This is a genomic window from Ochrobactrum chromiisoli, from assembly GCF_026241335.1.
GTDB lineage: Bacteria > Pseudomonadota > Alphaproteobacteria > Rhizobiales > Rhizobiaceae > Brucella > Brucella chromiisoli.
The window spans coordinates 170,845-183,448 of the sequence record NZ_JAPHAV010000002.1 but is presented as its reverse complement, the minus strand read 5'-3'; the positions used below and the strand labels follow the sequence as shown (position 1 = coordinate 183,448).

Here is a 12,604-nt window from a genome sequence, read left to right as displayed (position 1 = left end):
TCGTGAGCGCTATCGCGCAGGCAGACACACCGCAAGTCAGCGCCTTTGACATGCAAGCCAACGGTATCGACTATCGAATTTTTGTTGCCGCACCCGCTAAAAAAGCGCCTGCAGAAGGTTTTCCTGTCATCTATATGACGGATGGCAATCGAATGCTGCCAATCGCAGCAAAACTGATGGGAGAAAATCCGAAGCTCGAAGCCGTATTTGTCGGCATTGGCTATCCGACTGACGACAAGGACGAAATCGTCCGCTTGCGCTATTTTGATCTCACGCCTCCGACGCCTGATGATCTCATCCCCGTCCAGACCAATATTCCAAAAACAGGCGGTCGCGACGCATTCTTCGATTTCATCAATCATCAGGTAAAGGCTGAAATTGAAAGCCGGTTTCCTATCGATCCAACCAGACAAGCGCTGTTTGGGCATTCGCTTGGTGGGCTTTTCACACTTTACGCGCTGTTTAATCATGCAGATTCATTTCAGTCTTATGCTGCCGCAGACCCTTCGATATGGTGGAACGGTCGCTCTATTCTTGCCGATAAAGATCGGTTCGTGGAGGCTTTCAAAGCCAATCCAAAACCGATGCGGTTGCTGGTTGAATCGTCCGGCAAGCGCGGCGAACGTCCGGGCCGGACAAAAGAAGAAATCAAGCACCTGAAGAAGTTGCGCAGTGGGCCATCTGGCGCAGATATTCAAACCGAGTTGAAACAACTGCCCGATTTTGAAGCCGCTTATCGTCGTTTCGATAATGAAAGCCACGGCTCAATGATTCCCCTAACCGTTGAAGACAGTTTGAAATTCATTCTGCTCAATGAGAGTCCAAGCGCACAAAACAACTGAATTATAACCTTCCGGCTTTGACTGACATAAAACCGGACTATAAAGCACAGGATTGACGAAAGGATTGAACGCTATGCTGAAATTCAGCCGACACTTTTCCCGTCTATGCGGCGCAGCACTTGTTGCAACAGCACTTGCCTCCAGCGCAAACGCCGCCGATATCGCCTTAAAACATGCGCAGGGCGAAACCACGGTTGCGACCAATCCTGAAAGAGTTGTGGTTTTTGATTTTGCGACACTCGACAATCTTGACCGCCTCGGCGTCAAAATAATCGGTGTTCCGACCGGCATTGCTTACCCGGAATACCTCAAAAAATATGAAAGCGCTGATTACACCAAAGTCGGCACATTGTTCGAACCCGATTACGAAGCGGTCAATGCCGCAGAGCCTGACCTAATCATTGTCGGTGGTCGCTCGGCTGCGAAATATGGCGAACTTGCAAAGATCGCACCAACAATCGACCTCACCGTCCCGGCCAAGGAATTTATTTCCGGTACCGAAGCCAATATCGAAAAGCTCGGCAAGGTTTTCGCTAAGGAAACGGAAGCCAAAGCGGAAGTTGATAAGCTCAACAGCGAACTTGCTGCGCTGAAAGAAAAGACCAAGGGCAAAGGCAACGGCCTGATGATCCTGACCTCCGGCGGCAAAATCAGTGCCTATGGTCCCGGCTCACGGTTTGGCATGCTGCATGACAGTTTCGGCATCGAAGCAGCAGCCCCCGATCTTTCTGTGGGCAATCACGGCCAGCCAGTCAGCTCGGAATTTATTCTCGAAACCAATCCGGATTGGCTTTTCGTGCTTGACCGCGATGCGGCCATTGGTCGTGAAGGCACCTCCGCCAAGCAATTGCTCGACAACGAACTCGTGCGTCAGACCAATGCCTGGAAGAACGATCAGGTCGTCTATCTCAATGCACAAAACTGGTATCTCGTTGGCGGTGGCCTCGGTGCGCTTCACAGCACGATCCAGCAACTGTCTGAAGCCTTTGACAAAGCAAAATAAGCAATAACGTCTTACCCAGTCAGTCGGGAAAGCCCGGCTGACAAGGCAAAAATACAGGAATTCCTTGTGAAGGCACTTGCCGCAGCCATAATTGTTGTCGTCATACTGGCCTTCGTCAGCCTGTTCATCGGCGTCAGTGATGTATCACTCAGCACACTTTTGGGTGCCAACAGCACTGATCGCGCGGCAGAAGTGCTGCTGATCAGCCGCATACCGCGCACGCTTGCGATCATTCTCGCAGGCATGTCGATGGCTGTTGCGGGCATGATTATGCAGATGCTGACCCGCAATCGTTTCGTGGAACCTTCAACAGCCGGTACGGTTGAATCGGCAAGTCTCGGCATCCTGCTGGTCATTCTTTTCGCCCCCGACACACCGGTTTTCGGTAAAATGCTTGTGGCTTCTGCCACGGCCCTTGCAGGCACAGCGCTTTTTCTGCGTATCCTGCGCAGTATTCCCCTGCGCTCGGTTCTCGTTGTACCGCTTGTCGGCATCATGCTCGGCGGTGTTATCAGTGCGGTGACGACTTTCATCGCCTATCGTTTTGATCTTCTGCAATCGCTTAATTCGTGGACAACGGGCGACTTCTCCGGTGTTCTGCGCGGACGCTACGAATTGCTATGGCTCTCTTTTTTCCTAACCGTCATTGCTTATATCGCCGCTGATCGTTTCACGGTTGCTGGCATGGGTGAGGATTTCACGACCAATCTTGGCCTCAACTATCGCCGTGTCGTAACGCTCGGGCTCGTCATTGTTTCGATGGTCAGTGCCAGTGTGGTCGTGACGGTTGGCATGATTCCGTTTCTGGGTCTGATCGTACCGAATGTGGTGAGCATGTTCATTGGCGATAACATGCGCCGTGCTGTGCCATGGGTGGCCGTGCTTGGCGCAGGACTTGTCCTCGCCTGCGATATCGTCGGGCGCCTGATCCGCTTTCCTTATGAAATTCCCATAGGCACGATGATGGGCGTCGTTGGCAGTGCAATCTTCCTCTATCTGCTTTTGCGCCGAGGATCACGCCTTGCTTAAACGTTCCGGCTTTATCACCCTGCTTCTCGCATTGCTTGCCCTTGTATCCTGTGTTGCCTTCATGACACTTGGTGCAAAAGGCAGCTGGTCTTTCATCCTCACCTTCCGCGGCACAAAGCTTGCGGCCATGGTGCTGGTTGCCTATTCAATTGCTGTCTCAACCGTGCTGTTTCAAACCGTCACCAACAACCGCATTCTCACACCCTCCATCATGGGATTTGATGCGCTATATATTTTGATCCAGACAATTGCAGTTTTCGCCTTTGGTGCCATTCATGTAAACGGTCTTGGTCCCAATGTGCGCTTCTTCGCCGAAACAGCAATCATGGTGGTTTTTGCAAGCACACTTTATTCGTGGCTGTTTTCCAAGGCTTCACGCAGCCTGCACCTCGTCATGCTGGTCGGAATTGTGTTTGGAGTCTTCTTCCGCAGCCTGTCAAACCTTATGCAGCGCATGATTGACCCCAACGAATTTGCAGTGCTGCAGGACCGTTTCTTTGCAAGTTTCAACAGCGTCAATGCGGATATTCTTCTGCTCGCGGCGATCATCGTGGCCGTCGTCACGCTTTACGGTCTGCGCTTTCTCAATGTGTTCGATATTCTGGCGCTTGGCCGTGATCCGGCAATCAATCTGGGTGTTGATTACAGCCGCGTGGTGCATCGTATTCTGCTGATTGTCACAGTCCTCGTATCGGTATCAACGGCGCTTGTTGGCCCGATAACTTTCTTTGGCCTGCTGGTCGCAAATCTCGCTTATATGATTGCGGGATCATCCAAGCACCGTATCGTAATGCCGATTGCAATATTGTTCGCAATCCTTTGCATCGTCGGCGGTCAAACCATTCTTGAACGCGTGTTCTCGTTCAACACCGCACTGAGCGTCATCATCGAATTTCTGGGTGGACTCGTCTTTATTATCCTTCTCGTCAGGGGGAACGCAAGTTGATTGAAATAAATCAGGTCAGCAAATCCTACAGCGATGCCATCGTCGTCGATAATGTAACACTGCAAATACCCGCACGCGGTATTACCTCCATCATCGGACCGAATGGCGCGGGAAAGTCGACTTTGCTCTCCATGGTCAGCCGCTTGCTGCCCATGGATAAAGGCCGAGTTGCGATTGATGGGCTCGATGTTTCCACGACACCCGGCGAAGTTCTTGCGAAACGGCTTTCCATTCTGCGACAGGAAAATGCGATCAATTCACGCCTTACCGTGCGGGATCTCGTGACTTTCGGGCGTTATCCGCATTCAAAAGGACGCCCAACCCCTGAAGATCTCGATCATGTTGAGCAGGCAATCAGCTATCTGGGGCTTGATGAATTTGGAGAGCGTTTTCTGGATGAGCTTTCCGGTGGCCAGCGCCAGCGCGCATTCGTGGCAATGGTTCTTTGCCAGAATACAGATTACGTTCTCTTGGACGAACCACTTAACAATCTCGACATGAAACATTCAGCGTCAATGATGAAATTATTACGGCGTGCAGCGGACGAGCTGGGCAAGACAGTGGTGCTTGTGCTGCATGACATCAATTTCGCATCCTGTTATTCGGACCATATCGTTGCCATGCGCAAGGGCAAGGTCGTGCATCAAGGATCGCCGGAAGAACTCATTCAGCAGGATATTCTGCGCGATATTTATGAGATGGAGATTGCCGTCGAGATGATCGGCGGCAACCGTATTGGCATCTACTATCTTTGATTATGCAACGAGCTTGCTCGGGAAAAGCAGCTGCAAAGCATCATAGGCTGAGAGAACGGTTTCCATCTGTGCTGTATGGCCTTTAACAAAAGCATCGCCATAGATGGTTTCGTCCGGATATTCAGTGATCAGCGTCAGCGGAACCGTGTGACGATCATCGACGCCAACCAGACATGGAAAACCGTTGATGATGCGGAAGCCCGTTTCGCCAGCATGTTGCTCGAAAAGCTTAATCTGCGCATCATTGTAGTCAAGAAGACCATCAATGGCACCAAGATGCCTGGTCACATGATCCATCAGCTGTTCAGCTTCTCTTTCCCATGATGCATGATGACGAATAATCAGGAAAAAGCCCTTTGGCAGCGTCCACATGGCAAAGGAACGTGGAACATAGCCTGACAATGGGCGTGTCCATTCATGCGATGGATAGCCATGCAGATTGACGTGAAGCTTGGCACCTGTAAGTGCCTCTGCCTCTACGCGGATCGCTTTCTCATAAAGCCCATCGCCAGTGCGATATTCGAGATCATCACCCAAAGCCGTGTAGCGCGATGCATGATGCATATGGTGCGGCTGCAAAACGCACAGACGCTTATGAATTTCATATCCGTCCGGGTTTTCCTGCGGCGAGATGGTAAAATGTCCGCCATCACGTGCAGCAAGACGATTTGCTGCCCGCAAGGCACCGACAACGCCTGTCGTCTCATTGGCATGCTGACCAGCACTGATCATCATCGGTGTTTCGTGGCCCGATACATAGGTGGCGCGCACTGTGCGCCCTGCACGTGTCTTCGCTTCAAAAGGCGATCCGCCAAGTTTCGCGATTTCACGGCGTATCTGATCAGCGGAAAGGGGAGCCTGCGCATTTTCCAAAACCTGCTCGGCAGTCAGCGCATCAGCTGTTGCAAGCGGACGTGTTTCCACTTTCACCACCGGACCAGCATCGCGAAAACGCACCTCCGGCACGATTTGCCCCGGCTGCAAGCCACGATCACCGACCGGGCGGCCAGACTTTTTCTGAAAAACTTCGAGCAACGAGAAATAAATATCCTCGTGCAGAGCTTCCGTCAGGCTCAAAGCCTCTTCATCATAGGGCAGACGGCGATCAGTAATCGGCAGACTGACCGAAATGTTCAGCTCTTCGAAGTAAGGTTCACCCCTGCCCCAATCATGGGTCGCAATGGTCGAAATCGTATCGTGAAACAGCTTTTCATAGGCTGTCTCGAAGCGTGCACTTTCAATACGACCGTCATGCTCGACGATCAGCCAGCCAGTTGGTGAAACAAGCGTTTCGCCGATAAAATCTTCATGCACACGATTGGGAGCGAAAACGCGATGAGTTTCGCTGCGGCCACCGGTAAATGTCAGATCGACTTCATAGAAGAAATCATCCTTACCGGATGCGCTGAAACTGATCTTTACATCTGGAAGGAGTGCTGACAGCGGATATGTTTCCAGCAAAAAGCGGTTCTCGACACAATTGTCATGGCGCGGATAGCGAATTGTTGCAGCCTTAAGGGTTGCCCCATCCACCTCTTCCAGAAAGAAATGCAGAAGCGGCTTATAAGACGAACGCAGGCGCGCCTCAATGCCTGCCTCACGCAATTTCGTTTCCGCAGCAAAGCGGCTTGGCTGATCATCGAACAGCCATCCCTCTAACTTAGCTCCGCGCATTTCCGGCTTTGAAAAGCGTTCGATCAACACATCAATTGAACGCTGGTAGGTCTTTTCAAAAATTACGCTCATCGTGAAGTCCTGCCGGTTGGATCAAGACTATCGCGCAGCCAGTCACCCAGAAGGTTGAGGCCAAGCACCGTGAAAAGGATTGCGAGGCCGGGGAAAAGGCTTACCCACCATGCCGTCTGAAGATAGGTACGGCCATCGGCCAGCATGCCACCCCAGCTAGGAATGGTTGAATCAATACCAAAACCGAGGAACGTCAGGCTTGATTCAAGCAGAATGTTATTGGCGACATTGAGCGTCATCAAAACGATAACAGGCCCCATAAGGTTTGGCAGCAGATGCTGGAAGATGATGCGCCAGTCTTTAACGCCGATGGAACGCGCTGAGAGGATAAATTCGCGCTCACGCAGCGACAAAACTGAGCCGCGCACCAGTCGCGCATATTGCACACATTGTGAAACGATCAGCAGGATGATTGTGTTGACCAACCCGCCACCGAGAATAGCCATGAAGGTGATTGCGAGCAGGATGAATGGCATTGCCAGCTGCACATCAACAAACCGCATCAGTGCCATGTCCCAGAAGCCGCGATAATAGCCTGCAACCAGCCCCATGATCGTACCGATGATCACCGAACCAATCACAGAGACAAAGCCAACGAACAACGAAATTTTGCCGCCGATAATGACGCGTGCCAGCACGTCACGTCCGAGCGGATCGGTTCCGAAAATATGCGCAGGATTCACAAATGGCGGCGTCAGACGCGCCAGAAGATCCACCTTGTTCGCGCCAGCCGGGAACAGATAACCGGAGAAGATAACGGCAAAACAGATGCCGCCTGTCAGCAGAAAGCCGACAATGAATTCCATGCTTGCGAAGCGTGAAAGCCGAAGGTTTGAGGTCTTTTTAACCGCTTGTGTAGCCATTGCTCTACTCCGTCCGAATACGCGGATCGACAAGGCCATATGCAATGTCTACCAGAAGATTGACGCCGATAATCATCATCGAAAGAATGGCAATCGTTGCCTGAAGAACCGGATAATCGCGGCCACCAACTGCATCAAAGGCAAGCGTGCCCATGCCCGGCCAATTGAACACTTTTTCAATGACCACGATGCCGCCCAAAAGACCACCAAACTGAAGACCAATGAATGTAATCAGCGGAATGGCGCAATTACGAAGAGCGTGCTTGTAAAGCACTTTGTTTTCACTCAGCCCCTTTGCGCGCGCCACCATAATATATTGCGATTGCAACGTTTCGAGCATCGAAGTGCGCACCAGACGGACATTGGTTGCCGTCAAAATAATGCCCATGGTCATTGCTGGCATAATGAAACTTGAGATACCGCTCATACCACTTGGTGGCAGCCATTGCAGCGAAATACCAAAAAGCAGAACCAGCATTGTCGCCAGCCAGAAATTCGGGAATGACAGGCCAACCAGTGAGCAAACACGGATAAGCTGGTCTGCCCATTTACCGCGCGAAACAGCTGCCTTGATGCCGAGTGGAATGGAGATCACAAGCGAGACAAACAGCGACGCGAACGCAAGCATCAGCGTTGCGGGCAAGGCTTTTCCGACTAGTACAGAAACCGGCGTACCGCCGAGGAAACTACGACCGAAGTCGAATGTGAGCAGCCCTTTGAGGAATTGCCAGTACTGAACGAGGAACGGTTGGTTCAAACCGAGCCCTTCTCGGATGCGCTCAAGATCAGCCTCTGTGACACTGCCCGCACCTTGCGTCAGCATCAGTGCAGGGTCACCCGTCAAGCGGATTGCATAGGCGACGAGCATCGTCATTGCGATCAGCACGAACAACGCCTGCAAAATTCGTTTTATCAGAAATCCGGCCACCAGAGCGCCTCCGAAATAAAGCGGCAAGCCGTTAACCGGCTTGCCGTATACATTTTGACTATTCTACAGTTACGTCTGTGAGGCGCAGACGGTTATCCGGTGCCGGCACAAAGTTCTTGACCCGCTTGTTCACGCCGTAAATCGCCTTGGAGCTATAAAGCGGCATTTCATATGCCTTATCAGCCGCATATTTGGCGATTTCCTGCAACATCTTTTCACGCTCACCGCGGTCGAGAACAGAGCGTTGCGCTTCGAGCATCTTGTCGAGCTGCTCGTCCTTTTCGTACGGGTTCCACTTCTCACCCGAATGATACATCGCGTAAGCCGTGTTATCGTAATCAAACGTCCAGCCGCCCCATTTCTGCTGGAACATAGCGCCGGTCTTGCCCTGTGGAATGACGTCATTCAGCAGCACATTCACGTCATATGGCTTGATGGTTGCATTGATACCAACCATTTGCAGGAAGCTTGCAACAGCCTGTGTCACTTCATTGAAGGTCGCATCATTACCACGAACGTCAATTTGCACCGTTGCGCCGGGCTGAACACCTGCTTCTTCGAGGAGCTTCTTGGCCTGATCAGGATCGTATGGCAGTGGCTTGAGTTCAGGATCGTAACCAAAAGACAATGCGCCCTGGAAGCTGGCAATTGGCTCTGCCTGACCGGCAAGGATCGACTGGATGATTGCATCGCGATCAACAGCCATAATCAAGGCTTTACGAACGCGCTCATCCTTTGTGATACCATCGCGCGTGTTAAAGCGCAGAGCATCGACAGTTGGACCAGCGGTTGTAACCAGTTCCAGATTTTCATCGCCTTCAATCGTCGGGATCATGCCGATTGGGATCGTTGGCGGAATAACGAGATCAACGCGACCGGCCTGAAGTTCCGCAACGGCAGTCGAAGGCTCTGTAATAAAGCGGTATTCAAGTTCTGAAATCTTTGGTGCGCCGCCCCAATGATCAGCAAAAGCCTCAAGTTTAATGTTTACCTTAGGCTCATAGGAAACAAACTTGAACGGACCAGTACCAACTGGATGCGTGTTGAAATAGTCCTCACCCTTTTCGGCGATATATTTCGGAGGCACGATCATTGCGCCATAGCCGGCAAGCTTGGTGATCAGCACCGGGTCAGGCGCTTTGAGGTGAAAATCAACGGTTTTGTCGTCAATCACTTCTACCTTTTCAATCGCCATATAATTGGAACGCTGCGGACCTTTTGCGCCTTCGTCACCAAGCAGACGATCAAAGGTGAACTTCACCGCTTCTGCGTTGAAGGGCTCGCCATCGTGAAACGTCACACCTTCACGCAGGTTGAAGCGGATGCGCTTGCCATCGTTCAGTTCTTCCCAAGAGGTCGCAAGGCCCGGTACGATTTTGAGATCAGGGCCGCGATAAACAAGGCCGTCAAAAATATTGGTTGCAACCGAAGCCCAGTTGACGAGAAACGTATCGATCGGATCCCAGCTACCCGGATCTTGCGGCGACGAAACAGTGAGCTTGCCTGCGGCGAAAGCCGGAGCCGATGCGATCACGGCGGCCGACAGAGCGGAAGCCAGAAGAGCGGCTTTCAGTGCTTTCTTTATCATTATTTTCCCCTTTGGGTTTGTTGGAGCATTTCCAGCAAAAGCGTGAAGCGGTTTTGCGTTGGATAATGCGATGGAAAAAGTTGCAGGAGTTCAGGCGCTTTCGGCAACGAAATGGCCTGGTGAAATCTCGCGGTGATTATAGATCGTCGGCTTTTCGTCGATCCGGCGCGTTGTGCTCGGAATTTCACCTTCAAGGGCTGCGCGCTCCGTACGCGCCGATGGATCGGCAACGGGAACGGCAGACAACAAACGCTGCGTATAAGGATGCGACGGCGTTTCAAAAACCTGCCGGCGCGAGCCAAGCTCCATGATTTGCCCAAGATAAAGCACAGCGACGCGATGGCTCATCTTTTCAACAACTGCCATGTCATGACTGATGAACAGATAGGCCAGTCCCTGCTCCTTTTGCAGATCCATAAACAGATTGATCACCTGCGCCTGAATGGAAACATCAAGCGCAGAAAGCGCTTCATCGGCAATGATCAGCTTCGGCTTTGAAGCAAGGGCTCGCGCAATACAGATACGCTGACGCTGACCGCCTGAAAACTCATGCGGATAACGCGAAGCATGTTCCGGGCCGAGGCCGACGCGTTCCAGCAACTCTGCCACCCGCGCATTGATCGCTTTGTTATTATCAAGAAGGCCATGGGTGCGGATCGGTTCTGCGATGGAGAAGCCGACAGTCTTGCGCGGATCAAGCGAAGCGAACGGATCCTGAAAAATATATTGCACTTCGCGGCGCATCGCATAGCGCTCTTGCGCGCTCATCTGCGAATAGGCTTTGCCATTAAAACGAATATCGCCGGAGAGCGGTGATTGAAGCTGCTGGATCGTCCGGCCTATAGTCGATTTGCCCGAGCCGGATTCCCCAACAAGTGCCAGTGTTTCACCCGGATAAATGTCAAAAGCAACTTTTGAAACGGCATTGCAGACATGGGTGACTTTGCCGAACAGGTTTTTCTTGATCGGAAAGCGAACATAAAGATCATCAACAGCAAGAAGCGGCTTGTCGCTATAACGTGCGGTATCCTGAATGCGCTCTTCGCCTGACAGCACGGGCACACCATCGCGCATCATCATCACAGGCATACGCTTCGGAAACGTCTCGCCCGTCATACTGCCAAGTTTCGGAACAGCCGACAAAAGAGTCTGCGTGTAAGGGTGTTGAGGGGCTTCAAAGATACGGCCGACCGGGCCTTCTTCAACCTTCTTGCCCTTCCACATGACGACAACATCATCCGCCATTTCAGCCACCACACCCATATCATGCGTGATGAAAATGACAGCCATTTTGAGCTCTTTTTGCAAATCTTTAATAATATGAAGGATTTGGGCCTGAATGGTCACATCAAGTGCAGTGGTCGGTTCGTCAGCGATAAGCAACTTCGGGCGGCACGCAAGGGCCATCGCGATCATCACGCGCTGACGCATACCGCCGGAAAGCTGATGTGGGTAACGCTTGAGAAGTCCTTCTGCATCCGGCAGGCGCACCATTTCCAGCAGACGCTTGCCTTCAGCCAGAGCAGCACTCTTTGACATACCTTCATGCAGCATCAGCACTTCTGAAATCTGGTTGCCGATGGTGAAGACCGGATTGAGCGAAGTCATCGGCTCCTGAAAGATCATCGCAATGTCTTTGCCGCGAATGCCGCGCATTGCTTTCTGATCGGCTTTCAGCAGATCGCGTTCACCTTCGGGACCATTAAACAAAATGCGCCCGTTGGGAAACTTTGCGCCGCTCATATCGGCAAGGCGCATGATCGAGAGTGAGGTGATCGACTTACCCGAGCCAGATTCTCCGACAACCGCCAGAGTACGCCCCGGCGACACCGAAAAACTCAGATCATCAACAACACGACTAGCTCCGAATTCAACACTCAGACCCTCAACCGACAGAAGAGGCTTGGACACAGTTCCGATCAAAATCGTTACTCTCTTATAGTGTTATCGCAGACCGCGTGGCCTGATTAAATGCACCTGACATGAAGCGCAGGAGAGCCGCCACTTCCGACAGCGTTTCTTCCGAAGGTCGGGCATTGGCTGTTGATTCAATCAACAAACGCTCTCGTATCTCCCGATAACGTTCGCAGGCCTCAGCCCCCTTCTCTGTAATTTTGACCGTCTTTTCCTTGGCTGCCTTGCCAGTGGTCAACAAGCCAGCTTTTTCGAGTTTACGGATCGCGTAAGTGGCAATGTGCGTGTCTTCGATATCAAGCACGAGACAAATATCAGCAAGCTTCTTCTCACGGCCACGATGACGGATCGAATGCAGAATCAGAACTTCAATCGGCGACAATCCGGGCATACCGGCAGCAGCCATGCAACGAACCATCCAACGCGAGAAAGCATGCGACGCAAGAATAAGCCCGTATTCAACTTCCGACATGCCGGGCGACCCGCCTTCGGCAAGGTGGGCAGAGGATACGATAGGACCCAGAGAAGCAACGGAACGCAGATGCTTTGGCAGAGAAACTTCATCGAAGCTCTGCTCATGCCCACTTGTCAGCGTTTCCGGCACAAACTCCATATCCCGATTGCTCCCCATTTCAATGCCCCCAGTTTGTTTGGATTTTATGTCACCATCTTATCGACATTTTGTCAATAAAGTGGAGCTATAAAATCTGTAATGATGGACTTGTCGACAATTTCAGATAAGGTGGCGCTGAATATCACTAAGAGAATACTGCGCTTTTCGCCCCAATACGCCTCTTGAAAGCCCGGTTCGCACGATATTTTAGAACCAGAAATCGCAAATTCCGATTATACGGATTGATATTGCGAAAAAAGATATAAAAATAGAAATAATTTCTCTATCATGCCTTATGGCTGCGATTTTCAACGCTACATTAGAATGGAATTCCTGTATTTTACATTTCATCGAATAATTTTACAGGTGGCCTCAAA

At 51.5% G+C, this 12,604-nt stretch carries 11 protein-coding genes; 5 read left to right on the top strand and 6 right to left on the bottom strand.

The genetic code is table 11. From position 1 onward, the window contains the following. Positions 1-2: 2 nt before the first annotated feature. The 5 genes from OPR82_RS07565 to OPR82_RS07545 all read left to right on the top strand — a co-directional run bounded on the left by OPR82_RS07565 (position 3) and on the right by OPR82_RS07545 (position 4,575). On the top strand, positions 3-842 hold the full coding sequence (locus OPR82_RS07565; protein WP_265984061.1) for an alpha/beta hydrolase: 840 nt from the start codon (positions 3-5) through the stop codon (positions 840-842). A gap of 73 nt (positions 843-915) precedes the next feature. Continuing rightward, positions 916-1,845: a siderophore ABC transporter substrate-binding protein gene (locus tag OPR82_RS07560; protein WP_265984059.1), complete on the top strand. Its 930-nt coding sequence runs from the start codon at positions 916-918 to the stop codon at positions 1,843-1,845. Positions 1,846-1,911: 66 nt separating this feature from the next. Further along, on the top strand, positions 1,912-2,874 hold the full coding sequence (locus OPR82_RS07555; protein ID WP_265984057.1) for an ABC transporter permease: 963 nt from the start codon (positions 1,912-1,914) through the stop codon (positions 2,872-2,874). Further along, positions 2,867-3,820 (top strand): iron chelate uptake ABC transporter family permease subunit, encoded by a 954-nt coding sequence (locus tag OPR82_RS07550; RefSeq protein ID WP_265984056.1) that lies wholly within the window; start codon positions 2,867-2,869, stop codon positions 3,818-3,820. The genes OPR82_RS07555 and OPR82_RS07550 overlap by 8 nt, the downstream gene beginning before the upstream one ends. Beyond that, a complete protein-coding gene (locus tag OPR82_RS07545) occupies positions 3,817-4,575 on the top strand; it encodes an iron ABC transporter ATP-binding protein (protein ID WP_265984054.1) in 759 nt (252 codons plus the stop codon). The genes OPR82_RS07550 and OPR82_RS07545 overlap by 4 nt, the downstream gene beginning before the upstream one ends. Here the strand turns inward: OPR82_RS07545 and OPR82_RS07540 are convergent, their stop codons facing one another. The 6 genes from OPR82_RS07540 to OPR82_RS07515 all read right to left on the bottom strand — a co-directional run bounded on the left by OPR82_RS07540 (position 4,576) and on the right by OPR82_RS07515 (position 12,245). After that, positions 4,576-6,321, bottom strand: a complete 1,746-nt coding sequence (locus OPR82_RS07540) for a peptidase M14 (RefSeq protein WP_265984052.1) — start codon at positions 6,319-6,321, stop codon at positions 4,576-4,578. Further along, a complete protein-coding gene (locus OPR82_RS07535) occupies positions 6,318-7,184 on the bottom strand; it encodes an ABC transporter permease (RefSeq protein WP_265984050.1) in 867 nt (288 codons plus the stop codon). The genes OPR82_RS07540 and OPR82_RS07535 overlap by 4 nt, the downstream gene beginning before the upstream one ends. Positions 7,185-7,188: 4 nt before the next feature. Further along, positions 7,189-8,112: an ABC transporter permease gene (locus OPR82_RS07530; protein WP_265984049.1), complete on the bottom strand. Its 924-nt coding sequence runs from the start codon at positions 8,110-8,112 to the stop codon at positions 7,189-7,191. Positions 8,113-8,170: 58 nt separating this feature from the next. Continuing rightward, on the bottom strand, positions 8,171-9,700 hold the full coding sequence (locus OPR82_RS07525) for an ABC transporter substrate-binding protein (protein ID WP_265984048.1): 1,530 nt from the start codon (positions 9,698-9,700) through the stop codon (positions 8,171-8,173). A 90-nt stretch (positions 9,701-9,790) separates the two neighbouring features. Further along, on the bottom strand, positions 9,791-11,623 hold the full coding sequence (locus OPR82_RS07520) for an ABC transporter ATP-binding protein (RefSeq protein ID WP_265984047.1): 1,833 nt from the start codon (positions 11,621-11,623) through the stop codon (positions 9,791-9,793). A gap of 13 nt (positions 11,624-11,636) precedes the next feature. Continuing rightward, entirely contained in the window at positions 11,637-12,245 is a 609-nt protein-coding gene (locus OPR82_RS07515) for a winged helix DNA-binding protein (protein WP_396996166.1), read from the bottom strand. Positions 12,246-12,604 lie beyond the last annotated feature (359 nt).

Bases quoted from the DNA above. Each gene is read 5' to 3' on its own strand.
- OPR82_RS07560 (WP_265984059.1), top strand. From the start codon at position 916: ATGCTGAAATTCAGCCGACACTTTTCCCGTCTATGCGGCGCAGCACTT.
- OPR82_RS07525 (WP_265984048.1), bottom strand. From the start codon at position 9,700: ATGATAAAGAAAGCACTGAAAGCCGCTCTTCTGGCTTCCGCTCTGTCG.
- OPR82_RS07535 (WP_265984050.1), bottom strand. From the start codon at position 7,184: ATGGCTACACAAGCGGTTAAAAAGACCTCAAACCTTCGGCTTTCACGC.
- OPR82_RS07540 (WP_265984052.1), bottom strand. From the start codon at position 6,321: ATGAGCGTAATTTTTGAAAAGACCTACCAGCGTTCAATTGATGTGTTG.
- OPR82_RS07515 (WP_396996166.1), bottom strand. From the start codon at position 12,245: ATGGGGAGCAATCGGGATATGGAGTTTGTGCCGGAAACGCTGACAAGT.